Annotated in this window: 20 protein-coding genes and 1 pseudogene; 4 read left to right on the top strand and 17 right to left on the bottom strand. The window is 68.6% G+C overall.

All coding sequences use genetic code 11. The annotated features are described in order from the left end of the window. Window positions 1-130 precede the first annotated feature (130 nt). From ACFQVC_RS41085 to ACFQVC_RS41070, 4 genes are all read right to left on the bottom strand, one after another. Complete coding sequence (locus ACFQVC_RS41085; protein ID WP_381841415.1) at window positions 131-505, bottom strand: FKBP-type peptidyl-prolyl cis-trans isomerase; 375 nt, start codon at window positions 503-505, stop codon at window positions 131-133. 92 nt (window positions 506-597) lie between these two features. Continuing rightward, window positions 598-1584, bottom strand: a complete 987-nt coding sequence (locus tag ACFQVC_RS41080) for an FKBP-type peptidyl-prolyl cis-trans isomerase (protein ID WP_381841497.1) — start codon at window positions 1582-1584, stop codon at window positions 598-600. Between the two features lie 133 nt (window positions 1585-1717). Continuing rightward, window positions 1718-3079 carry a Pup--protein ligase gene (gene pafA / locus ACFQVC_RS41075; RefSeq protein WP_381841412.1) on the bottom strand — a complete coding sequence of 454 codons (1362 nt, stop codon included), beginning with the start codon at window positions 3077-3079 and terminating at the stop codon, window positions 1718-1720. 9 nt (window positions 3080-3088) lie between these two features. Next, window positions 3089-4348 (bottom strand): MFS transporter, encoded by a 1260-nt coding sequence (locus ACFQVC_RS41070; protein WP_381841409.1) that lies wholly within the window; start codon window positions 4346-4348, stop codon window positions 3089-3091. Window positions 4349-4546: 198 nt separating this feature from the next. Here ACFQVC_RS41070 and ACFQVC_RS41065 point away from each other — a divergent pair, with 198 nt between their 5' ends. Further along, window positions 4547-5548, top strand: a complete 1002-nt coding sequence (locus tag ACFQVC_RS41065) for a LacI family DNA-binding transcriptional regulator (RefSeq protein WP_381841406.1) — start codon at window positions 4547-4549, stop codon at window positions 5546-5548. Between the two features lie 76 nt (window positions 5549-5624). Here the strand turns inward: ACFQVC_RS41065 and prcA are convergent, their stop codons facing one another. The 6 genes and pseudogenes from prcA to arc all read right to left on the bottom strand — a co-directional run bounded on the left by prcA (window position 5625) and on the right by arc (window position 11441). Then, window positions 5625-6380, bottom strand: a complete 756-nt coding sequence (gene prcA / locus ACFQVC_RS41060) for a proteasome subunit alpha (protein WP_381841403.1) — start codon at window positions 6378-6380, stop codon at window positions 5625-5627. A 54-nt stretch (window positions 6381-6434) separates the two neighbouring features. After that, the gene (gene prcB / locus ACFQVC_RS41055) at window positions 6435-7280 is read right to left on the bottom strand and encodes a proteasome subunit beta (protein WP_381841399.1); all 846 of its coding nucleotides are present in this window, start codon (window positions 7278-7280) and stop codon (window positions 6435-6437) included. Continuing rightward, a pseudogene (locus ACFQVC_RS41050) lies at window positions 7232-7458 on the bottom strand (endonuclease domain-containing protein); the annotation flags it as partial. The pseudogene ACFQVC_RS41050 and the gene prcB, both read right to left, overlap by 49 nt. Before the next feature lie 110 nt (window positions 7459-7568). Then, window positions 7569-7787, bottom strand: a complete 219-nt coding sequence (locus tag ACFQVC_RS41045; protein ID WP_381841396.1) for a ubiquitin-like protein Pup — start codon at window positions 7785-7787, stop codon at window positions 7569-7571. 139 nt (window positions 7788-7926) lie between these two features. Then, complete coding sequence (gene dop / locus ACFQVC_RS41040) at window positions 7927-9438, bottom strand: depupylase/deamidase Dop (protein WP_381841393.1); 1512 nt, start codon at window positions 9436-9438, stop codon at window positions 7927-7929. Window positions 9439-9674: 236 nt separating this feature from the next. Further along, window positions 9675-11441 carry a proteasome ATPase gene (gene arc / locus ACFQVC_RS41035; RefSeq protein ID WP_381841390.1) on the bottom strand — a complete coding sequence of 589 codons (1767 nt, stop codon included), beginning with the start codon at window positions 11439-11441 and terminating at the stop codon, window positions 9675-9677. 263 nt (window positions 11442-11704) lie between these two features. Between arc and ACFQVC_RS41030 the strand changes: the two genes are divergently transcribed. Beyond that, on the top strand, window positions 11705-12016 hold the full coding sequence (locus tag ACFQVC_RS41030; protein WP_381841387.1) for a ferredoxin: 312 nt from the start codon (window positions 11705-11707) through the stop codon (window positions 12014-12016). A gap of 24 nt (window positions 12017-12040) precedes the next feature. Here the strand turns inward: ACFQVC_RS41030 and ACFQVC_RS41025 are convergent, their stop codons facing one another. From ACFQVC_RS41025 to ACFQVC_RS41015, 3 genes are all read right to left on the bottom strand, one after another. Continuing rightward, a complete protein-coding gene (locus ACFQVC_RS41025; protein WP_381841384.1) occupies window positions 12041-12604 on the bottom strand; it encodes a hypothetical protein in 564 nt (187 codons plus the stop codon). Between the two features lie 214 nt (window positions 12605-12818). Then, window positions 12819-13727 carry a tRNA (adenine-N1)-methyltransferase gene (locus ACFQVC_RS41020; RefSeq protein ID WP_381841381.1) on the bottom strand — a complete coding sequence of 303 codons (909 nt, stop codon included), beginning with the start codon at window positions 13725-13727 and terminating at the stop codon, window positions 12819-12821. 71 nt (window positions 13728-13798) lie between these two features. After that, window positions 13799-15349, bottom strand: a complete 1551-nt coding sequence (locus ACFQVC_RS41015) for a site-2 protease family protein (protein WP_381841378.1) — start codon at window positions 15347-15349, stop codon at window positions 13799-13801. 118 nt (window positions 15350-15467) lie between these two features. Here ACFQVC_RS41015 and ACFQVC_RS41010 point away from each other — a divergent pair, with 118 nt between their 5' ends. Both ACFQVC_RS41010 and ACFQVC_RS41005 read left to right on the top strand, forming a co-directional pair. After that, complete coding sequence (locus tag ACFQVC_RS41010) at window positions 15468-16370, top strand: RecB family exonuclease (RefSeq protein WP_381841375.1); 903 nt, start codon at window positions 15468-15470, stop codon at window positions 16368-16370. 14 nt (window positions 16371-16384) lie between these two features. Beyond that, on the top strand, window positions 16385-17056 hold the full coding sequence (locus tag ACFQVC_RS41005; protein ID WP_381841372.1) for a response regulator: 672 nt from the start codon (window positions 16385-16387) through the stop codon (window positions 17054-17056). A 116-nt stretch (window positions 17057-17172) separates the two neighbouring features. Here ACFQVC_RS41005 and ACFQVC_RS41000 read toward each other — a convergent pair whose 3' ends face one another. The 4 genes from ACFQVC_RS41000 to ACFQVC_RS40985 all read right to left on the bottom strand — a co-directional run. Beyond that, complete coding sequence (locus tag ACFQVC_RS41000) at window positions 17173-18756, bottom strand: ABC transporter substrate-binding protein (protein ID WP_381841370.1); 1584 nt, start codon at window positions 18754-18756, stop codon at window positions 17173-17175. A 155-nt stretch (window positions 18757-18911) separates the two neighbouring features. Next, window positions 18912-20522: an ABC transporter substrate-binding protein gene (locus tag ACFQVC_RS40995; RefSeq protein WP_381841367.1), complete on the bottom strand. Its 1611-nt coding sequence runs from the start codon at window positions 20520-20522 to the stop codon at window positions 18912-18914. A gap of 487 nt (window positions 20523-21009) precedes the next feature. Next, complete coding sequence (locus ACFQVC_RS40990) at window positions 21010-21708, bottom strand: HAD family hydrolase (RefSeq protein ID WP_381841364.1); 699 nt, start codon at window positions 21706-21708, stop codon at window positions 21010-21012. 244 nt (window positions 21709-21952) lie between these two features. Then, on the bottom strand, window positions 21953-23112 hold a 1160-nt coding region (locus tag ACFQVC_RS40985; protein WP_381841361.1), incomplete at its 5' end, for a vitamin B12 dependent-methionine synthase activation domain-containing protein.

Genomic DNA, 23112 nt, shown 5'->3' with positions numbered 1-23112 from the left:
GGGGTGCATCCCGAAGGGGCCCGTCGCGGGCGGTACGGGGAGACCAGAGGGCCCCTGCCAGGAGGCAGGGGCCCTCGAACTGTTCGCGTCCGACCGAACACCGGTCAGCGCGGCAGTGGTGTCACCGTGCTCAGACCGCGACCAGGTCGCAGACGAAGATCAGCGTCTCGCCGGGGGCGATCCGGCCGCCGCCCGCACCGCGGTCGCCGTAGGCCAGGTGCGGCGGGATGACCAGCTGACGCCGGCCGCCGACCTTCATGCCCTGCACGCCCTGGTCCCAGCCGGAGATGACCTGTCCGGCGCCCAGCTGGAAGGCGAGCGGGGTGCCGCGGTTCCAGCTGGCGTCGAACTCCTCGCCGCTGGAGAAAGAGACGCCCACGTAGTGGACCTGGACGGAGTCGCCCGCCTTGGCCACCGGGCCGTCGCCCTCCCAGATGTCCTTGATCTCCAGGTCCGCCGGGGGCTCGCCACCGGGGAAGTCGACCTCGGGCTTGTCGATGCTCACGTGAATTGCTCCTGCTTCTACGAATGTGCAGCCGGGACAGTCTTACATCTTGGCTGGGATGTCCTGTGCACCTTTCCTCAGGACATCCGCCCTCACATCTTCGCGAGGATGTCCACGGAGAAGACGAGCGTGGACTTGGCCGGAATGCCCTGCTGTTCCTTGTCGCCGTACCCCAGGTCCGGCGGGACCACGACGAGGACGCGGCTGCCGACCTTCTTGCCGGTCAGGCCCTGCGACCAGCCCTTGACGACCTCGGCGAGCTTGAACTGGGCGAGCTCACCGCGCTTGTACGTGGAGTCGAACTCCTTGCCGCCGTCCCACAGCACGCCCTTGTACTGCACGAGGACGCCGTCGGAGACCTTCAGCTCCTCGCCGTCGCCTTCCAGGATGTAGTTCGCCACGAGCTTCTTGGGGGCGTCCTTCTTGGGCACGTCGATCGAGGGCGCCTCGCCGTCGGTGCCGGTGCCCACCTTCGGCAGGTCGACGTTGTCCTGGGCGATCTGCTTGCCCTTCGCGGAGCTCTTCTTGTTGAAGGTGCCCACGACGTCGACGACGAAGACCAGGGTGTCCGTGCCCTTGATGCCGCCCTGCGGGTTGCCCTGCGCGCCGTACCCGAGCGCCGGCGGAATGGCCATCTCGACCCGGCTGCCGATCTTCTTGCCGACCAGCGCCTGGTCCCAGCCCGGAATGACCTGGCCGACGCCGATCGGGAAGATGGCGGGGACACCGCGGTCGTAGGAGTTGTCGAAGACCTTGGCCGTGTCCCAGATCTGGCCGAGGTAGTCGGCCTGCAGATAGTCGCCCTTGGCGACCTCGGCGTCCTTGCCCTCGATCAGGGTCTTCACCGCAAGGTCCTTCGAGGGCTTGCCCGAGCCCTTGGCCACGGTCGGCTTCTCGCCGAACTTGGTGCCCTTGGAGACCTCGGGCAGCGGACCGTCCACGATCTTCGCGGTGGGCTCCGCGGAGTTGGAGGGGCCGTCGCTCGGCTTGGACTTGGACTTGTCGGCCTTGTCATCGCCGCAGCCGGCGAGCGTCAGCAGTCCGGCGGGCACGGCGAGGAGCAGGGAGCGTCGGCGCACGGTGGGCCTCATCATCGGTCGATCTTGCGGTCGGGTGCGCGCAACTCTACGACGTGAGAAGGGCGCCGTACGAGGAACGTACGGCGCCCCGCGTTGCGTTCCGGCCCGCTCGGGCCGGAACACTCGCGTGCTGTCACATGCCGGCGATCAGCTTCTCCACCCGGTCGTCCACGGACCGGAACGGGTCCTTGCACAGCACGGTGCGCTGCGCCTGGTCGTTGAGCTTCAGATGCACCCAGTCGACCGTGAAGTCCCGGCGCTGCTCCTGCGCCCGGCGGATGAAGTCACCGCGCAGCCGCGCCCTGGTGGTCTGCGGCGGCACCGACTTGCCCTCGAAGATCTTCAAGTCGTTGCAGATACGGGCGGCTTGCCCCTTCTTCTCCAGGAGGTAGTACAGGCCACGACGGCGGTGGATGTCGTGGTAGGCGAGGTCTATCTGCGCGACCCTGGGGTGCGACATGGTCATGTTGTGCTTGTCGCGGTACCGCTCGATGAGCTTGTACTTCATGACCCAGTCGATCTCGGTGTCGATCTTGTCGAGATCCTCCTGCTCGATGGCGTCGAGCGTACGGCCCCACAGTTCGAGCACCTGCTCCACGGTGCCGGTGCGGATGCCCCGGCGCTCGCAGAAGTCGACGGCCTTCTCGTAGTACTCGCGCTGCACCTCGAGCGCCGAGGCCTCGCGGCCGCTGGCCAGGCGCACCTTGCGGCGTCCGGTGATGTCATGGCTGACCTCGCGGATGGCCCTGATCGGGTTCTCCAGGGTCAGATCGCGCATCACCGTGCCCGCCTCGATCATGCGCAGCACGAGGTCGGTGGCGCCGACCTTGAGCAGCATGGTCGTCTCGGACATGTTCGAGTCACCGACGATGACATGCAGCCGGCGGTAGCGCTCGGCGTCCGCATGCGGTTCGTCGCGGGTGTTGATGATCGGCCGGGAGCGGGTGGTCGCGGAGCTGACGCCCTCCCAGATGTGCTCGGCGCGCTGGCTGACGCAGTACACCGCGCCCCGGGGGGTCTGCAGCACCTTGCCCGCGCCGCACAGCAGCTGCCGGGTGACGAGGAACGGGATGAGGATGTCGGCGAGCCGCGAGAACTCCCCGTGCCTGGCCACCAGATAGTTCTCGTGGCAGCCGTAGGAGTTGCCCGCCGAATCGGTGTTGTTCTTGAAGAGATAGACGTCGCCCGCGATTCCCTCCTCGTGCAGGCGGCGTTCGGCGTCGACGAGCAGGCCTTCGAGAATGCGCTCGCCCGCCTTGTCGTGGGTGACCAGCTCGGTCACGTTGTCACATTCGGGTGTTGCGTATTCCGGATGTGATCCCACATCGAGATAGAGGCGGGCGCCGTTCCGCAGGAAGACATTGCTGCTGCGGCCCCATGACACAACACGGCGGAAGAGGTAGCGCGCCACTTCGTCAGGTGACAGGCGGCGCTGTCCCCTGAACGTGCACGTGACGCCGTACTCGTTCTCCAGCCCGAAAATGCGGCGGTCCATGACTGAACATTACGCCTGATGCCCCGCACTGAAACCGGGTTCGACAGCACCGTTTCGATCACTTTCCGACGAGCCGGTGATACGCACACCAGGTCCGGGCGCCGTGAGTACCCGCGCCGTAGTCACCAAAACCAGCAGCGCCGCCACTCCCCCGGCTCCCGCGACGGCGAACCCCGCCGCGGTGTTCCCGAACTCGATCGCCGGTCCCGCGACGCCGGTTCCGACCGCGGCGCCCACACCGAAGGTGGTCACCAGCCAGGAGAACGCCTCGGTGACCGTGCCGCGCGGCGCGTGCCGGTCGACCACGATGAAGGCACAGGCGAGCGACGGCGCGAGGAACACCCCGGAGACGACGGCCAGAAGACACATCGGCAGCACATCGGGGGTGAGGGTCAGCGGCAGATAGCCGAGGGCGAGCAGTCCGACCAGGATCCGCAGGCGCCGCTCCGGCGGCCCCGCCCACTGCCGCGCCCCGTACACGGCGCCGCCGACCAGGGCGCCGAGACCGAGCCCCGCCATCAGCCAGCCGTACACGGACGCCTGCCCGTGGTCGTCGCCGTACGCCACACCGGCCACGGTGATCGAGCCGAGCGCAAGGCCCACGAAGAAGAACGAGCCGAGCAGGGCGAGCAGTCCGGGCGAGCGCAGCGCCCCGAGCCAGTGCGCCTCCCTGGGCGCGGAGCACCACGCACGGGACGGCTCCGAGAGGACCACGGACAGCGCCCCGAGCACACCGATGACGTTGATGACAAGGAGTGCGGCACCGGGCGACCAGAGCGCGACGAGCAGCGTGACCAGCAACGGGCCGACGGTGAACATCACTTCCTGCGCCACGGCGTCCATGGCGTAGGCGGCGTGCACCTTGTCCTCGCGCCCCAGGACATCCGGCCACAGCGCCCGAAGGCCGCCTTCGAGCGGCGGCGTGAAGAGTCCGGCGACGGTCACGGCGGCGTACGCGGACAGCAGGGAGCCGATACCGACGAAGGCGAAGGCGGCCATGCCGAGGGCCGAGAGAACGGCGGCGGGCAGCATGACGCGCGGCTGTCCGCGCAGATCCACCGCGCGCCCGAGCAGCGGCTGGCCGACGGCCGTGGCCAGTCCGTACACGGCGGCGAGCGCACCGGCGAGCGTGTAGCTGCCGCCTTCGGCGCGGGTGAACAGCACGATGGCGATATGCCCGGTCGCGTTGGGCAGCCGGCCGACCAGCGTTCCGGTCAGCAGCCTGGCCGCGTGCCGTGTCCGCAGCAGCTCCACGTATCCCGTGGCCATGGACCGCCCCTCTCCCGCACCCTGTGAGGTTTTACGTATAACGTCGTGCGCCATACGTACCATGTGCGCTGTCCGGCGGTCCAGCCCACGGACAGCGATACGCCCCCGCGCGCGGCGTACGGCACCCGTCGGGGCAGGGCTCGACGCAGCACGGCCGACAGCGCTGCAGACTCGACTCAGCACAGGAAGGGAGCGGCCGTGACACGGCCCACCAGCAAGGACGTGGCCAGAGCCGCGGGCGTCTCCCAGGCCGCCGTCTCCCTCGTGCTCGGCGACAAGTGGCGCGGCCGGGTCTCCGAGGCCACCGCGGGCCGGGTCCGCGACGCCGCAAGGGAGTTGGGCTACCGGCCCAACCTCGCCGCCCGCAATCTGCGCCTCGGCCGTACCCGCACCGCGCTGCTCGTCGTCCCCGCGCTCACCAACGACTTCTTCGCGCGCGTCTACACCGGCGCCGCCCGCGTCGCCGCCGAACACGACTTCGGCGTGGTGCTCTACCCCTCGCCCGAGGGCATCGGCCCGGCCAGGGACCCCTTCGCCTCGGCCCGCGCGGCCCTCGACGGAGTGATCGCCTCCTCCATGGCCGCCCAGGCCCTCACCGACATCCACGGCGCCGGTCTGCCCCTCGTCATGCTCGACAGCGACCCCACGGACCCGACCGCGGCCGCCCATGTCAACGTCGATCTCGCCGGGGCCATGCGCCTGGTGACGGAGCATCTGCTCGGCCTCGGCCACCGCCGCTTTCTGCACCTGGCGTCCAACGTCGACTCCTGGACCTTCGCCGTACGCGCGCGTGCCATCACCCACGGCCTGCGCCAGGCGCCCGACGCCACCCTGCGCACCGCCCGCGCCCCGCACTCCGTGCACGGGTCCATGGAGGCGGCGGGCCGCGCCCTGGCCGAACCCGGCCCACGCCCGACGGCGGTGATCTGCGACGACGACATCATCGCCGCCGGCACCCTCAAAGCCGCCCGCCGCACGGGCCTGCGCATCCCGGAGGACATCTCCGTCACCGGTCTCGACGATCTCGCCCTGGCCACGGCCGTCGACCCGGAGCTCACCACGGTCCGGCTGCCCGCGGAACGCGTCGGAGAACGCGGTATGCAGGCTCTCCTGGCCGTCCTGGACGGCCAGGAGCCGCAGATCGACGCCCTCCCGGTGGAACTCGTCGTCCGGGACTCCACAGCGCCTCCCGGCCCCTGACACACCCGTGCCCCCGTACCGCTCCTGGAGCGGTACGGGGGCACGGCGCAGACGGCTGAAGAGTGCGGAGGGAGTTCTACTCCTCGCCCTCCTCCTCGTCGGACGGCGCGTCCGTGGGTGTGGACGCCGCGCCGTCCGCCTCGAGCAGCCGGGCGAGCTGCCGGCCGACGACACGCTTGAACTTGCGCTGCTGCGGGCGCGTACGGTCGAGGACCGCCACTTCGAGCCGCTCGGCGGGAATCTCCCGCTCCCCGCCGTTGGGCTCCCGCGAGAGGGCCTGCACGGCGAGCTTGAGCGCCTCGGCGAGGCTCATGCCGTCCTCGTGGCGCTGGTCGAGATAGGTGCTGATCTGCTCCGCGTTACCACCGACCGCCACCGAGCCGTGCTCGTCGACGATCGAGCCGTCATGCGGAAGCCGGTAGATCTGGTCGCCCTCGGGGGTCTCCCCGACCTCGGCGACCACCAGCTCCACCTCATACGGCTTCTCGGCGTTGCTGGAGAAGATCGTGCCGAGGGTCTGGGCGTAGACGTTGGCGAGACCGCGCGCCGTCACGTCGTCGCGGTCGTAGGTGTAGCCGCGCAGGTCGGCGTAGCGGACTCCGCCGATGCGCAGGTTCTCGTACTCGTTGTACTTACCGGCGGCCGCGAAGCCGATCCGGTCGTAGATCTCGCTGAACTTGTGCAGCGCGCGGGACGGGTTCTCACCGACGAACACGATGCCGTCGGCGTACTGCAGCACGACCAGGCTCCGGCCGCGGGCGATCCCCTTGCGGGCGTACTCCGCCCGGTCGGCCATGGCCTGTTGGGGTGAGACATAGAACGGCGTCGACACCGGCTATCCGTCCCTTTCTGTCAGTGGCGAGTGCATTCCGGGGTCCGAAAAGGCTTAGAGGAGCGCGGCGCGGGGGCCGTCGGGCTGCTCCAGACGCCGCTCCAGGATCGCGCGGGCGATCTCGGAGGACTCCTCGTCGGTGAGCTTCCGGAATCCCTCGTCGGTGATGACGGTGACGATCGGATAGATCCGGCGGGCCACATCCGGGCCGCCCGTCGCGGAGTCGTCGTCCGCGGCGTCGTACAGCGCCTGGATGACCAGGGTGGTGGCCTGCTCCTCCGTCAGATCTTCCTTGTAGAGCTTCTTCATCGCCCCACGGGCGAAGATCGAGCCCGAACCGGTCGCGGCGTAACCGTGCTCCTCGGAGCGGCCGCCCGTGACGTCGTACGAGAAGATCCGGCCCCGCTCGCGGTCGATGTCATAACCCGCGAACAGCGGCACCACGGCCAGGCCCTGCAGCGCCAGACCGAGGTTGGAACGGATCATCGTGGACAGCCGGTTGGCCTTGCCCTCCAGGGAGAGGGTGGCGCCCTCGACCTTCTCGAAGTGCTCCAGCTCCAGCTGGAACAGCTTCACCATCTCCACGGCCAGACCCGCCGTGCCCGCGATGCCCACGGCCGAGTGCTCGTCGGCCGGGAAGACCTTCTCGATGTCGCGCTGCGCGATCATGTTGCCCATGGTGGCCCGCCGGTCACCTGCGAGCACCACGCCGCCGGGAAAGGTGACGGCGACGATGGTCGTGCCGTGCGGCGCCTCAATCACGCCCTTGACGGGCGGCAATTGACGATTGCCGGGCAGCATCTCCGGCTGGTGCTCGGAGATGAAGTCCATGAATGACGAGGATCCGGGCGTCAGGAAGGCCGCTGGTAGACGCCCGGTGCTACGGGGATTGGCTTCCACGAGTTTCCTCCCAAGTAAGCGATGGCCCGACTCAGTGCGTCGGGATCGTCCCCAACTTGCCGGTGGCCGAATTGCAGTTGAAGCAGAGTACGCCTCGGACCCTACCCGCCATATGGCAATGATCCACATGCACGGCCGGGGCCTTTGGGCAGATCACGCGGGCCCCGGCACGGGACGCCGCGCGAGGCGTGTGCGCGGTCGGCACCGACCGCACCGCACAGCACACCCGCACTTGGCGTCCTCACCGGAGACCCGCTCGTTGCGCCTTCGATCCGAAGGAGGGCCGGGTTACTGGCCGCCCTTTTGCACGAACGACCGCACGAAGTCCTCGGCATTCTCTTCGAGCACATCGTCGATCTCGTCCAGAACCGAGTCGACGTCGTCGCTCAGCTTCTCCTGCCGCTCCTTGAGGTCTTCCGTTGCCTGCTCGTCCTGAGCCTGCTCCTCGACCTCCTCGGTGGAACGCGTCGCCTTCTGCTGTCCGCCGTCAGTGTCCTTGGTCGCCATCTGACTCACCCCGCTCGGTGTCGACGTTCGACGTTCTTGATCAGACCCTATGCCGTAGGTCCGACATTGGCCCCGCACTTTCTTCAACGTGCGGGGCCCACCCTTGTGATTCCCGCGCCGGGGAACTTTCAGGCGCCTCTCAGCCGCCGGATAGGACCCGGACCAGGTCTTCCGCGGTCCTGCACCGGTCAAGGAGCTCCTTGACGTGATTACGCGTTCCGCGAAGCGGTTCCAGGGTTGGGACCCGCTGGAGCGAATCACGGCCCGGCAGGTCGAAGATGACCGAGTCCCACGAGGCCGCGGCCACGTCGTCCGCGTACTGCTCGAGGCAGCGGCCGCGGAAGTAGGCCCTGGTGTCCTCCGGCGGCTTGCTCTCGGCACGCTCCACGTCCGCCTCGTCGAGCAGGCGCTTCATCTTGCCGCGGGCCGCGAGACGGTTGTACAGGCCCTTGTCGGGGCGTACGTCGGCGTACTGGAGGTCGACGAGGTGCAGCCGGGCCGCGTCCCAGTCGAGCTCGTCACGCCGGCGGTAGCCCTCCATGAGCTCCCGCTTGGCGACCCAGTCCAGTTCCCCGGACAGGCTCATCGGGTCGCTCTCAAGGCGCGTGAGGACGTCCTCCCAACGGGCCAGGACATCCTTGGTCTGCTCGTCGGCGTCGGCGCCGAAGCGCTCCTCGACGTACTTGCGGGCCAGCTCGAAGTACTCCATCTGGAGCTGCACGGCTGTCAGGGTGCGGCCGCTGCGCAGCGTGATCAGGCGCTTCAGGGACGGGTCGTGGGAGACCTGGTGCAGGGTGCGCACCGGCTGGTCCACGGCGAGGTCCACGGCGATGAAGTTGTCCTCGATCATCGACAGGACCAGGGCGGTGGTGCCGAGCTTCAGATACGTCGAGATCTCGGAGAGGTTCGCGTCGCCGATGATGACGTGCAGCCGGCGGTACTTCTCCGCGTCCGCGTGCGGTTCGTCGCGGGTGTTGATGATGGGGCGCTTGAGGGTGGTCTCGAGGCCGACCTCGACCTCGAAGTAGTCGGCGCGCTGGCTCAGCTGGAAGCCGTGCTCATGGCCGTCCTGGCCGATTCCGACCCGGCCGGCGCCGGTGACGACCTGCCGGGAGACGAAGAACGGCGTCAGGTGGCGCACGATGTCCGAGAAGGGGGTCTCCCGCTTCATCAGGTAGTTCTCGTGCGTGCCGTAGGACGCGCCCTTGTTGTCGGTGTTGTTCTTGTAGAGGTGGATCGCCTGGGCACCAGGGAGCTGGGCCGCGCGCTCGGCGGCCTCGGCCATGATGCGCTCGCCGGCCTTGTCCCACAGGACGGCGTCCCAGGGGTTGGTGACCTCGGGCGCGCTGTACTCGGGGTGTGCGTGGTCGACGTAGAGACGTGCGCCGTTGGTGAGGATCACATTGGCGAGGCCGATGTCCTCGTCGGTGAGCTGGCTGGCGTCGGCGGCCTCGCGGGCGAGGTCGAAGCCTCGCGCGTCCCGCAGCGGATTCTCCTCCTCGAAGTCCCAGCGGGCGCGGCGCGCCCGGTGCATCGCCGCCGCGTAGGCGTTGACGATCTGGGACGAGGTGAGCATGGCATTGGCGTTGGGGTGGCCGGGGACGGAGATGCCGTACTCCGTCTCGATGCCCATTACTCGCCGTACGGTCATGCGGCCCTCCTTGCCCGGCGGCGCTCCCCTGTGGGAACGGCGCTCAAGTACCGCTGGTTCTCCGGTGCGTGTGCGGTGCCCGTCCCCGCACTGCGCGACTCGGTGGTACCGAAGAGCCTAGAACGCCTCTGCGCTGGTGGGGAGATCAATTCAGTCATTGCTCTTGCTCCGGTTCTGGCCTGAAAAACAGTCGGCTGCGGGTACCCCGTGAAGGGCACCCGCAGCCGCCCTGCCATTTACAGGTACTGACCGGTGTTGGCCACCGTGTCGATGGAGCGTCCGGTGTCCGCGCCCTGCTTTCCGGTGACGAGCGTACGGATGTAGACGATCCGCTCGCCCTTCTTGCCGGAAATCCGGGCCCAGTCGTCCGGGTTGGTGGTGTTGGGAAGGTCCTCGTTCTCCTTGAACTCGTCGACGCACGCCTGGAGGAGGTGCGCGACGCGGAGGCCCTTCTGGTTGTGTTCGAGGAATGCCTTGATGGCCATCTTCTTGGCGCGGCCGACGATGTTCTCGATCATTGCGCCGGAGTTGAAGTCCTTGAAGTACAGGACTTCCTTGTCGCCGTTGGCGTAGGTGACTTCAAGGAAGCGGTTCTCTTCGGATTCCGCGTACATCTGCTCGACGACGGACTGGATCATTCCGGCGGCGGTGGCGACGCGGTCGCCGCTGTGCTCGACGAGGTCGTCGTCGTGCAGCGGCAGCGTGGACTTCATGTACTTGGCGAAGATGTCCTTCGCGGCCTCGGCGTCCGGGCGCTCGATCTTGATCTTCACATCGAGGCGGCCGGGACGCAGGATCGCCGGGTCGATCATGTCCTCACGGTTGGAGGCGCCGATCACCACGACGTTCTGCAGGCCTTCCACGCCGTCGATCTCGGCGAGCAGCTGCGGGACGATGGTGTTCTCCACGTCCGAGCTGACGCCCGATCCACGGGTGCGGAAGAGCGACTCCATCTCGTCGAAGAAGACGATGACGGGAGTGCCTTCGCTGGCCTTCTCACGGGCTCGCTGGAAGACGAGGCGGATCTGCCGCTCGGTCTCACCGACGTACTTGTTGAGGAGCTCGGGGCCCTTGATATTGAGGAAGAAGCTCTTCCCCGCGGCCTGTCCGGTCACCTCTGCGACCTTCTTGGCAAGGGAGTTGGCGACCGCCTTGGCGATCAGCGTCTTGCCGCAGCCGGGCGGGCCGTACAGCAGCACGCCCTTGGGCGGCCGCAGTTCGTGCTCCTTGAAGAGGTCCGGGTAGAGGTACGGAAGCTCGACCGCGTCGCGGATCAGCTCGATCTGGTTGCCCAGACCGCCGATCTGCTCGTAGCCGATGTCCGGGACCTCTTCCAGGACCAGCTCTTCGACCTCGCTCTTGGGCACGACCTCGTAGACGTAGCCTGAGCGGGGTTCGAGCAGGAGGGCATCGCCCGGCCGGATGTTGATGTCGAGCAGGGGCTCGGCGAGCCGCACCACCCGCTCTTCATCCGTGTGCCCGACCACCAGGGCGCGCTCGCCGTCCTCGAGGATCTCCTTGAGGGTGACGATGTCCCCGGCGCGCTCGAACTCCATGGCCTCGACCACGTTGAGCGCTTCGTTGAGCATCACTTCCTGGCCGCGCCTGAGCTCTTCGACCTCCACGCTGGGGCTGACGTTCACCCGGAGCTTGCGGCCCCCGGTGAAGATGTCACAGGTGCCGTCCTCATTCGCCTGCAGGAAGACACCGAAGCCGGCCGGCGGCTGTGCGAGCCGGTCGACCTCTTCCTTGAGGGCCACGATCTGGTCGCGGGCCTCACGGAGCGTGTTCGCGAGTCGCTCGTTCTGCGCGGATACGCCGGCCAGGTTGGTCTGCAGCTCGACGATCCGCTCTTCGAGAATCCTCGTATGCCGCGGAGAGTCGGCGAGCTTGCGTCGCAGGACGGCGATCTCCTGCTCGAGATAGGCAATCTGACCGGCAGGGTCATCGGACCCTCGACCCGGGCGGATGCCGCGGTTCATGTCGTCGTCGTGGGCTGCCACGGTCCTCACCTCCTCCAAGGGGAGCTGGACGCTTCCTGACCCTACCTGGGCCGGTACGGATTGAAACCCCTAGATCACAAAGACGTCGGGGCGTGTCCGATCTTCACCCTTGCGCACTCCCTCACGCCAGGTAAATACCCACCGAACAACATCGAAAAGCGAGCGGTTGTATCGTCGAAACGTTCAACACCCGTCAGGGCTGGCCCGACTTGTAAGTCACAGGCCGTCGCGGGGCGTGAGATACAGGCGACCGATCTGGAGAGATGACCGTGCAGCACGAGGCCCCGGCAGCCGACGTCGACGAGAGGCTCGAGGTCTGGATCGACCAGGACCTGTGCACCGGCGACGGGATCTGCGCGCAGTACGCGCCGGAGGTCTTCGAGCTCGACATCGACGGTCTGGCCTATGTGAAGAGCGCGCAGGACGAGCTGCTCCAGGAGCCGGGCGCCACAACGCGCGTACCACTGCCGCTTCTCAAGGATGTCGTGGACTCCGCCAAGGAATGTCCGGGCGAGTGCATCCATGTACGACGCGTCTCGGACAGCGTCGAGGTGTACGGGCCGGACGCGCCGTAGCGGTCCGGCCACCGCACGTAGGTGTCAGACGCTCTTGGCGGCTGGCTGCTTGGTGCGGACGAACGACCCGTCCTGCCACTGCCACTTGGCTTTGTCCTGCTCATCGGGGCAGCATCGCGGCACGTCGGGCGACGAGTAGCCGAGCAGGGTCGCCGTGACCGCGCCGCCGCTGACGGCGAAGTCGCTGACGCTGAGGCGTTCCTTGGGGGCGACGAGGGTCGCCACGACGCGCGCCCTGCCGTTCTCCGGCTGGGCGATGACGTAGACGCCGCTGGGCGGGGTGCCGGAGCCGGAGGCGCAGCGGACCACCGCGACGGTCTCCGGGCGGCCGTCGCCGTCGAGGTCACCCGAGGCCTTCTTCTGGACCTGGGGTGCCGTGACGCCGCACTGCTGTGGGTAGTCGACGGTGTTGGGATCGGGGGCGGAGGCGGTGCTCACGGGCGGTGGGCCCGCCTGGGCCGCGGTGGCGTTCTCGGGCTGCAGAAAGGACGAGCCCGCGACGACGGCGGCCAGGGCCGCCGCGGTGGCGAGCCAGTGGACGGGGCGGGTGGTGGTGTGCGCCAGTTCCGGGACGGCGGGGTGCTGCACTAGGAGTGTCTCCTGTGAGGGCTGTGCCGGTGGGGGTGCCCTGCATGGTGCCATACGTCACAGTGTGGTGGAACGCCGGGGTCCGGTGAGGCTGCGTCAAGGATGGGTCAAGTCAACGTCAAGGCGCCGCCGTCGAGTTCCGTGGAGACTTCGGGAACTCTGCGGCGGCGCCTGTTCGTTGTGTGGTGCCTGGTGCCTCTGTTCTGAGTGCGGGTCAGCGGGCGGAGGGCGTACCGCCGTCGGCGTTCGGGCCGGTGTAGTCCTCGCCGTAGGCGCCCTTCGACGGACGGCGGCGGCGCAGCGGCGGCTCCACTCCGTCCGCGAGGCGGCGGGCGGTGAGCAGGAAGCCGGTGTGGCCGATCATGCGGTGGTCCGGGCGGACGGCGAGGCCCTCGATGTGCCAGTTGCGGACCATCGACTCCCATGCCGTGGGCTCGTTGAAGCAGCCCATCTCGCGGATGGACTCCACGGTGCGCGCCATCTGCGTGGTGGTCGCGACGTAGCAGCACAGGATGCCGCCGGGAACGAGCGCCTTGGAGACGGCCTCCAGGCACTCCCAAGGGGCGAGCATGTCGAGGATGACGCGGTCGACGTCGCTGTCGGACAGGTTGTCCTGAAGGTCACCGACCGTCAGCTGCCAGGCGGGGTGGGGGCCGCCGAAGTAGCGCTCCACGTTCTGCTGCGCGATGTCGGCGAAGTCCTGGCGGCGCTCGTAGCTGTGCAGCATGCCCTGGTCGCCGATGGCGCGCAGCAGGAAGCTGCTGAGCGAGCCGGAGCCGACGCCTGCCTCCACGACGCGGGCGCCGGGGAAGATGTCGGCGAAGGACAGGATCTGTCCCGCGTCCTTGGGGTAGACCACGGCGGCGCCGCGGGGCATGGACAGGACATAGTCGGGGAGCAGGGGGCGCAGCGCGAGGTAGGCGACGTTTCCGGTGGTGCGGACAACGCTGCCCTCGGGTGCGCCGATCAGCTCGTCGTGCGGGAAGGAACCCTTGTGGGTGTGGAAGTTCTTTCCCTCTTCGAGCGTGAACGTGTAGTGGCGGCCCTTGGGGTCGGTCAGCTGAACCTGGTCCCCGACCTTGAAGGGCCCGCGTCGGCGGGCGGCACCGGTCGGTTCGGACATGTGACCAGGGTACCGGCCCCGCGCCGGGCGGCCGACCAGGGTGGTGGCCGCCGGGAGCGCGGGCGCGGGCGTCAGTTCGGGCGGGCCATCGCCTTGACGAAGGCACGCTCCACGTCGGCGGTGGACAGTACGCCGTAGATCTCGCCGGTCTCCTCCACCACCAGGTATTCGGTGGCGGGGGTCGCGCGCAGGGTGTCGATGAGTTCCTCGCCGGCGAGCTCGGCCGAGACCCGCATGCCCGCGGTGAGGTCCTGGGCGAGACCGCTGACCGCCACCCAGGGGCGGCGGTGCTCGGGGACGCCCACGATGGCAGCCTCCCGGACGACGGCGGTCGGGTCGCCATGGCCGTCGACGACGACGAGGGCGCGGGCACCGGCCTCATTGGCGCGGCGCAGCGCCTCCGACAGAGGGGTGTGCGACTCGACCGGGACCGCGCGCCGGGTGAGGGTGCGGGCGCGCAGCTCCGGCAGGTGCTCGCGCAGACGGGCCATGCGCAGGCTGTTGCCGGCGCCGGTCCAGATGATCGCGGCGAGGATCGCGGCGAGGAGGGCGTCGGTGACGGTGTCCATGCCGACGGAGTCGGAGGCCGTGTCGCCGAGGGCGCCCGACTGGGTGAGCAGCGGCAGGCCGATGAGGACGCAGACGGCGAGCGCCCGGCCGACCCAGGCCGCGGCGACCGTGCCCGTCATGGGCTTGCCGGTGATCTTCCAGACGACGGCGCGGAGCATCCGGCCGCCGTCGAGGGGCAGACCGGGGAGCAGGTTGAAGACCGCCACGATCAGGTTGGAGATCATGAGTCCGGCGATCAGGACGCCGGGGACGGTGCCGGGCTCGACGGCGTACATGCCCCCGTAGAACACGGCGGCGAGTACGAGCGAGAGCAGCGGGCCGACGAAGGCGAGCACGAACTCGCGGCCCGGGGTCTCCGACTCCTTCTCGATCTCCGATACGCCGCCGAAGAACTGCAGTTGGATACGGCGCACCGGGAGCTTGTAGCGCAGGGCGACGACGGTGTGGGCCAGTTCGTGGACGAGCACGGAGGCGTAGAAGGCGACCGCGAAGAAGAGGGACACGAGATAGCGGGCGGCGCCGAGTTCGGGCAGCACACGGTCGAGCTGGCCGCCGAAGACCCAGGTGATGAGGGCTGCGACGAGGAACCAGCTGGGGGCGACGTAGATGGGTACGCCGAAGATGCGGCCCATGAGGAGTCCGCCGCCGGGCTCACGGGTACGCGCCGGTTTGGCGGGCCCGCCCGATGCGGGGGTGCGCGGGGGCTCGGCGGCTTGCCGGGACGGCTCGTCCTTGCGGAGTTGCGGCCTGTCGGGACCGGGCGCTTCGGGGCGCTCGTCCAGGAGCTGATCGCTCCGGGGCTGCTCCGGCTGCGGCCTCGGCTGATCGCTTTCGGGCTGCTCCGACTTCACCTGCTCGCTTTCGCGCTGCTCCGGCTCGGGCCCCGGCTCGGGCTCGGGCTCGGGTTCATCCTTGGACGGAAGCTTCGGGGACTCCTCGGTCACTGCCCGCTCTGCCACAGGCTGGTCTTCCGGCGAGCGCTGCGGTGCGCTCTGTCCGGTGGTGGGGTCCGCTCCCCCGGTACCGGAGCGCGGCTGCCCGCTCTCGTCCACTGTGACCCCTCAGTCTCCTCGTGCGAAGCGTCTCTCGCCGCCACGATCATGCAGTGCGAGAGGGTCCGACGTCGATGGTATGCGGCCGCTGTCAGTCGTGGGTCGTAGGGTCTTCTCCATGGAAAACAGCACCGAGGCTGCCGTGGCCGCCGCGCCCCCGGCGTCGCTCTCGCCTTCCCGGGCAAGCGACTTCATGCAGTGCCCGCTGCTCTACCGCTTCCGGGTCATCGACAAGCTCCCCGAGAAGCCGAGCGAAGCGGCCACGCGCGGCACTTTGGTGCACGCGGTGCTCGAGCGCCTCTTCGACGCGCCGGCGGCGGAGCGCACCGCACCGCGCGCGAAGTCGCTGATTCCGGGCCAGTGGGACCGGCTGCGGACGGCCAAGCCGGAGCTGGAGGAGCTGTTCGCCGGCGACGGTGAGGGCGCGGACGACGAGGGCGCGGGCGAGCGCATGGCCCGCTGGCTGGCGCAGGCCGAGTCCCTGGTGGAGCGCTGGTTCACGCTGGAGGACCCGACCCGGCTCGAGCCCGCGGAGCGTGAGCTGTTCGTGGAGACCGAGCTCGAATCGGGCCTCAAGCTGCGCGGCATCATCGACCGGGTCGATGTCGCCCCGACGGGCGAGGTCCGCATCGTCGACTACAAGACGGGCAAGGCCCCCCGCCCCGAGTACGCGGAGGGTGCCCTCTTCCAGATGAAGTTCTACGCCCTCGTGGTGTGGCGCCTGAAGGGCGTGATCCCGCGCCGCCTCCAGCTGGTCTATCTGGGCAGCGGCGACGTGTTGACGTACGACCCGGTGCAGGCGGATCTGGAGCGGGTGGAGCGCAAGCTGCACACGCTGTGGGAGGCCATCCGGCAGGCCACCGAGTCGGGCGAATGGCGGCCGCGGCCCACGAAGCTGTGCGGCTGGTGCGACCACCAGGCGGTATGCCCGGAATTCGGCGGCACTCCACCGCCGTATCCGCTTCCGGTCAGGGCGCCCGAGTCCGACGCCGGTGCGCAGGGCAGAATGGGGCCGGTCTAGCGAAGGAGAATCACGTGGCGATCCGCGTCCTGCTGGTCGACGACCAGCCGCTGCTGCGCACCGGCTTCCGGATGATCCTGGAGGCCGAGCAGGATCTCGCGGTCGTCGGCGAGGCCGGGGACGGTCTGCAGGCGCTCGACCAGGTGCGTGCGCTGCAGCCCGACGTGGTCCTGATGGACATCCGTATGCCCCGGATGGACGGGGTCGAGGCGACCCGGCAGATCACCGGCCCCGGGCGTGACGGGCCCGCGAAGGTTCTCGTGCTCACCACCTTCGACCTGGACGAGTACGTCGTGGAGGCGCTGAAGGCCGGCGCCAGCGGCTTCCTGCTCAAGGACGCGCCCGCGCATGAGCTGGTGCAGGCCATCCGCGTGGTCGCCGCGGGCGAGGCGATGCTGGCGCCGAGCATCACGCGCAGGCTGCTCGACAAGTACGCCGGGCATCTGCCGTCCGGGGACGAGCCGGTGCCGGACACGCTGCACACCCTGACCGAGCGTGAGGTCGAGGTGCTCAAGCTGGTGGCGCGGGGCCTCTCCAATGCGGAGATCGCGGCCGATCTCTTCGTCAGTGAGACCACGGTGAAGACGCATGTGGGTCACGTCCTGACCAAGCTGGGCCTGCGCGACCGTGTGCAGGCGGCGGTGTACGCGTACGAGAGCGGGCTTGTGCGGCCCGGCGCGCAGTGACCGACTGAGCCCGTCTTGGCCGTCCTAGCTGTCTGAGCGGGACATACGAGGACACACGAGAGCGGGCCGCTCCCTTCGGCTAAGGGGGCGGCCCGCTCTCGTGTGCCGTGCCGGTGTCAGTGCTTCTCCAGCTCCCAGAAGCGGAACACCGTGGAGGCGTCGAGACACCACTCGACACCGGTGACACGGTCGCTGGTGACCGCGTACTGCTTGCCCTGCCACACCGGCAGGACCGGCAGCTCCTCGGCCACCAGGTCCTGCAGCTCGCCGAACTTCGGCTCGGTGGCGGCGCGTTCGCTCAGGGCCGCGGTCTCCGGGATGATCCGGTCGGTGATGGCGGAGTTGGTGTAGTTGTTCTGCAGCACGTTGTCCGCGCCGAAGAACGGCTGGGTGAAGTTGTCGGGGTCCGGGTAGTCGGGGACCCAGCCCTTCACGTAGACGCCGTACTTGCCGGCCTTGATGTCCTTCTCGTACTGCTCGAAAGGCACGGACTTGACGTCGGCGTCGAACAGTCCGCTGGCGTTCAGCTGGGCCGCGATGGCCTTGAACTCCTGGACGGTGGCCGGGCCGTAGCGCGACGGCGTCGCCCACAGGGTGAGCTTCACCTTGCCGTCGACACCTTCCTCGCGCAGTGCCTTGGCGGCCTTGTCGCGCTGCGGCCCGTCGCCGTAGGTGTCGAAGAACGGGGTGGTGTGGGCGGTGATGCCCGACGGGATGATCGAGTACAGCGGCGTCGCGGTGTCCTGGTAGACCTTGTTGACCAGGGCCTCGCGGTCGAGCAGGTACGCGAAGGCCTTGCGTACGCCGAGCTTGCCCGCGACCGGGTCCTTCATGTTGAAGACCAGGTGCTGGACCTCGGCGCTCGACCCCTCGACGACCTCGGCGCCCGACTCGTCGCCGCTCTTCTCGATGTCGGCGATGTCCTCGGCGGCGAGTCCGCGGTAGGCGAGGTCGATCCGGCCGCCCTTGAGGGCGTCCTTCAGCTTCTCGCGGTCGTTGTGGAAGAACTTCAGGGTCAGGCCCGAGTTCTTGCGCTCGGCCGGTCCCCGGTAGGCCGGATTGGCCTTGAAGACCGACTGGTCGTCGCCGAAGGACTCCAGGGTGTAGACGCCGGAGCCGATGGCCTCGTTGTCGGTGCGCAGGCGGTCGGCGGGGTACTCGCGGTGGTCCACGATCGAGCCGGCACCCGAGGCGATCTTGCTCGGGAAGGTGGCGTCGGGGACCTTCAGCTTGAAGACGACGGTCTTCTTGTCGGGCGTCTCGACGCGGTCGATCGAGCCGAGCATGACCGCCGCGGGGCCGTCGGCCGAGTTGATCCTGCGGCTGCGGTCGAAGGAGTACTTGACGTCCTTCGAAGTGAGTTCGTTGCCGTTGCTGAACTTGAGCCCGTCGCGCAGGGTGCAGCGGAAGACCTTCGTACGGGAGTCCGTGAAGCCGCACTCCTTGGCGGCGTCGGGCTCCGGCTGAGTGCCGCCCTTGGGGAAGCTCAGCAGGGACTGGAACACGTTGTTGAAGAGCAGCCACGAGCCGGGGTCGTAACCCGCGGCCGGGTCGGTGGCCAGGACGTCGTCGGACATCCCCATGACCACGCCGTCACCGGCGTCCGCGGAGTCACCCTTTTCGGTTCCGCAGCCGGTGAGCAGTCCGGCGGCCAGCCCCGCGGCGAGGAGCGGAACGGGCCACTGGGTGCGCATTTTCACGTTTTTCCTTAGTCGCTATGTCGCTATGTCGCTAAGTGCTTGATGCCTGTTGCGTGGTGCCTGTTGCGTGGTGCGAATCGCTTGATGCGGGCGGCCTGGTGCGGGTGGCTCGGTGCTGATGCGGAACCGCGGGAGAGCCGAGGCCGAGGGAGGAACTACTCGCCGACGCCGCGCCCGAGCTCCCAGAGCTGCAGGTTCGACGAGGAGTTGAGGGCCCACTGCACACCGGTGATGTCATCGCGTGCGGCGACGTACTGCTTGCCCTGCCACAGCGGCAGCACCGGCACGTCGTTCGCCACGATGTCCTGGACGGCCTCGATGCTGTCGGACGCGCTGAGGCGGTCGGTCTCCTGCCGGGACTGCGGGATGAGGGTGTCGCGGATGGTGCGGTTCGCGTACGGCGAGGCGAGGAAGTTGTCCTTGTCGAGGAACGGCGCGATGAAGTTGTCGGCGTCGGGGAAGTCGGGGAACCAGCCCATGCCGTACACCGCGTACTCACCGTCGAGTTCGGCGGCGCGGAACTTCAGCCACTCGGTGCCCTTGATCTTGACGTCGAACAGGCCGCTGGAGTTCAGCTGATCGCGCAGGAGCTCGAACTCCTTCTTGGTGCCGGCGCCGTAGTGGTCGGTGGTGTAGTTCAGGGTGAGCTTGACGGGGGTCCTGATGCCCGCCTTTTCGAGCAGGGAGCGGGCCTTGTCGGTGCTCGGCACCCCGCCGTACTTGTTGAAGAACGAGTTGGTGTGCCCGGTGATCGTGGCCGGGACCAGGGAGTAGAGCGGCTCGGCGGTGGCGCCGTACACCTTCGACGTGATCTCGCCGCGGTCCACGAGCTGAGCCATCGCCTGGCGGACGGCCTTCTCCTTGACCTCGGGGGCGTCGGTGTCGAACCCGAGGTAGCGCATTTCGAGACCGGACATCTCGACGAACTCGATCTTGTCGGTGGCGTCGTCGGCGAGCTTCTTGATCTGCTCGGGCTGCATGCTGCGGGCCATCATGTCGATGTCGCCGCTCTCCAGGGACTTGCCCATGGCGCCGGCGTCGTCGAAGGACCGCAGCTCGATCTTGTTGTCGCTCTTGGGCTTCAGAGCGCCCTTGTAGTGCGGGTTCTTGGTAAAGACGGCCTTGACCAGCTTGTTCTTCTTGGTCTCGGCCTCCAGCGTGTAGGGACCCGATCCGTCCACGCGGAATCCGTCGCGCAGCTTGTTCGCCTTGTACGACTCGGGGTTGACGATGCCCGCCGCCGGAGTGGCCAGCTTGTACGGGAAGGTCGCGTCACCCGACTTCAGGTGGAAGACCACCTTGTGCTCGCCGCTGGCCTCGATGGTGTCGATATTGGCGAGCAGGCCGGCGGGGCCGTTCTTGTGCTTGATGCCGAGGACGCGGTCGATGGAGAACTTCACGTCCTCGGCGGTGACGTCGCCGCCGTCGGAGAACTTCAGGTCGTCGCGGAGCGTGCACTCGTACCGCTCGTTGCCGTTGTCGGTGAAGCCGCAGCGCTCCGCGGCCTCCGGCTCGGGCTCACCGCCGCCGCGCGGCAGATGCATCAGCGTCTGGATGGTCTGGCGCAGGATGTTCCACGAGCCCGCGTCGTAGGCGTACGCCGGGTCCAGCGGGGCCGGGGCGCTGCTCGATACGGAGAACCGGTCGGTGGTGCCGACGACGATGGCGTCGCCGCTCTCGTCACCGCCGTCGGACCCACCGCAGGCGGTGAGCACGGGGGCGAGCAGGCCGATCACGGCCGGCAGCACCAGAGTCTTGCGGTTCATGCTCGCAGTTCTCCAACGTTCGATCCCATGATCCCGCACGACGGGGTGTGTGCGCGGGGCATGGGAGTTATGGCGATGTTCTCGCGACGACATTAGTCCGCGACGCCAGGAGAGCTGGAGAGGACCGGAGTTGAACAGTAATCACGCAGCGGCAGCAACGATGGACTCACCGATATCCGGACACGGGAAGGTTTCGTGCACCGATCAATGAATCGGGACACAAGGTCACGCATGACCCCCGTTTCCAGCGGGGTACAGCACACGCCTCCCACCCTTGTCGACCCGCCTCGCAGTGATAAACATCACTCGTTCAACTAAGTTGCGGGGCAAGGGAATTCGGCCAGCCGACCGGTGACGGACGATATCCGGATCAACGCGCTGCGTTTCCACGCCAATTACCGGAACACGCTGAGTACCCGGGCCGGTGCATTCCCGTAATGGCTCCGCTGATCAGTTCCGATCGCTTGTTCCGATCAGCCTGTTCCGATCAGCCTGTTCCGATCAGCTTGCGCAGAAAGGGCAGGTCGACTTCTTCGAGTGAGGAGACGACGGTACGTCCGGTGGCCGGGGTGATCGGCGCCACCGACGGCACCGCCACCACCCGGCAGCCCGCGGCCTCGGCGGCCGCGACACCCGTGGCGGTGTCCTCGACGACCGCGCACCGGGACGGGTCGGCGCCGAGGCCCGAGGCGGCCAGGAGATACGGGTCGGGGTGCGGCTTGGTCCGCTCCACCTCGTCGCCCGCGATGGTCAGCGAGAAGTGCTGCGGCCCGAGCGAGTGCAGGACGCGGTCGATGATGCGGCGGTGCGAGGCGGACACCAGGGCCGTGGGCACGTCGTGCGCGGCCAGTTCGGCCAGGAGCCGGGCGGCGCCCGGCATCAGCGGCAGGGCACGGCTGATGCGGTCCTCGAAGCCGTCGTTGAGCAGCACCGTCAGTTCGGGCAGCGTGATGTCGGCGCCGGTGGCCTCGATCAGGAAGCCGGCACTGCGGGTCATCGGTCCGCCGACCACGACATGGCGCCAGGAGTCGTCGAGGGCGTGGCCGAGCCGGGCGAAGACCTCCACCTCGGCGTCCCACCAGAAGCCCTCGGTGTCCACCAGCGTGCCGTCCATGTCGAGGAGCACGGCCTGCAGGGCTGAGCCTTCGGCCGTTCGGGTACCGACTGCGGGGACCGTACTGGTCATCCGGGCACACCTCCATAAGGGACGAGAAGGCCGGTCGGCACCTCCCGCGGGGGTTTCCCGCGAAAGTGCCGACCGGCCTGCACTGGACCGACCAGTGTACGTCTCGTGCCGCCGAAGCGCCCCGGGATACTTGCCCGAGTGCACGGCGGGTCCGCCGGGGGCCGAGCGGACGCCCAGCCGATGCCCAGCGGATATGGGGCGGGAGCCCCGGGGCCCGAGCGCCGGAGCGCCCGCCCCGGTGCGCCTAACGGGCGTTGAAGTACTTCGCCTCGGGGTGGTGGATGACGATGGCGTCGGTGGACTGTTCCGGGTGCAGCTGGAACTCCTCGGAGAGCTCGACGCCGATCCGCTCCGGCTCCAGGAGTGCGGCGATCTTCGCGCGGTCCTCCAGGTTGGGGCAGGCGCCGTAACCGAGCGAGAAGCGCGCGCCCCGGTACCTCAGCGCGAACATGTCCTCCATGGCGGAGGGGTCCTCACCGGCGAAGCCCAGTTCGCCGCGCACGCGCGCGTGCCAGTACTCGGCGAGCGCCTCGGCCAACTGCACGGACAGGCCGTGCAGTTCGAGGTAGTCGCGGTAGGAGTTGGACTCGAAGAGTTCCGCCGTGGCCTCGCCGATCCGGGAGCCGACGGTGACCACCTGCAGGCCCACGACATCCGTCTCGCCCGACTCCTCGGGACGGAAGAAGTCCGCCAGGCACAGGCGCCGGCCGCGGCGCTGGCGCGGGAACGAGAAGCGGGTGCGCTCCGAGCCGTCCTCGTTGAGCAGGATCAGGTCGTCGCCCTTGGAGACGCAGGGGAAGTAGCCGTAGACCACGGCGGCTTCGAGGAGGTTCTTGGTCTGCAGCTCGTCCAGCCAGCCGCGCAGCCGCGGTCGGCCCTCGGTCTCGACGAGCTCCTCGTACGTGGGTCCGTCCCCGGCGCGCGCCTGCTTCAGGCCCCACTGGCCCTTGAACAGGGCGCCTTCGTCCAGCCAGGAGGCGTACTCCTTGAGCTGGATCCCCTTGATGACCCGGGTGCCGAAGAACGGCGGCTTCGGCACCGGGTTGTCGACGGCGACGTCCGAGCGCACCGGGCCCTCGGTCTCGTCGGCCTCCAGGACCGCCGCTGTCGCGTTCGTGGGAACGCGGCGCTGCTTGAGTTCGGGCAGGGTGGCCCCCGGCACGCCGCGCTTGACCGCGATCAGCGCGTCCATCAGGCGCAGGCCCTCGAACGCGTCCCGGGCGTAGCGGACTTCACCCTCGTAGATCTCGTGCAGATCCTGCTCGACATAGGCGCGGGTGAGGGCGGCGCCGCCCAGGATGACCGGGAAGTCGGCGGCCATCTTGCGCTGGTTGAGCTCCTCCAGGTTCTCCTTCATGATCACCGTGGACTTCACCAGAAGACCCGACATGCCGATCACATCGG

It is taken from the genome of Streptomyces monticola (genome assembly GCF_042665355.1).
Lineage (GTDB): Bacteria > Actinomycetota > Actinomycetes > Streptomycetales > Streptomycetaceae > Streptomyces > Streptomyces monticola.
This window is presented reverse-complemented; position numbering and strand designations above follow the sequence as displayed.

Excerpts from the sequence above, each read along its gene's own strand:
- ACFQVC_RS40990 (WP_381841364.1), bottom strand. The coding sequence starts at position 21,708 with ATGACCAGTACGGTCCCCGCAGTCGGTACCCGAACGGCCGAAGGCTCA.
- ACFQVC_RS41045 (WP_381841396.1), bottom strand. The coding sequence starts at position 7,787 with ATGGCGACCAAGGACACTGACGGCGGACAGCAGAAGGCGACGCGTTCC.
- pafA (WP_381841412.1), bottom strand. The coding sequence starts at position 3,079 with ATGGACCGCCGCATTTTCGGGCTGGAGAACGAGTACGGCGTCACGTGC.
- ACFQVC_RS41010 (WP_381841375.1), top strand. The coding sequence starts at position 15,468 with ATGGAAAACAGCACCGAGGCTGCCGTGGCCGCCGCGCCCCCGGCGTCG.
- ACFQVC_RS41070 (WP_381841409.1), bottom strand. The coding sequence starts at position 4,348 with ATGGCCACGGGATACGTGGAGCTGCTGCGGACACGGCACGCGGCCAGG.
- dop (WP_381841393.1), bottom strand. The coding sequence starts at position 9,438 with ATGACCGTACGGCGAGTAATGGGCATCGAGACGGAGTACGGCATCTCC.
- ACFQVC_RS41020 (WP_381841381.1), bottom strand. The coding sequence starts at position 13,727 with ATGTCCGAACCGACCGGTGCCGCCCGCCGACGCGGGCCCTTCAAGGTC.
- ACFQVC_RS40995 (WP_381841367.1), bottom strand. The coding sequence starts at position 20,522 with ATGAACCGCAAGACTCTGGTGCTGCCGGCCGTGATCGGCCTGCTCGCC.
- ACFQVC_RS41030 (WP_381841387.1), top strand. The coding sequence starts at position 11,705 with ATGACCGTGCAGCACGAGGCCCCGGCAGCCGACGTCGACGAGAGGCTC.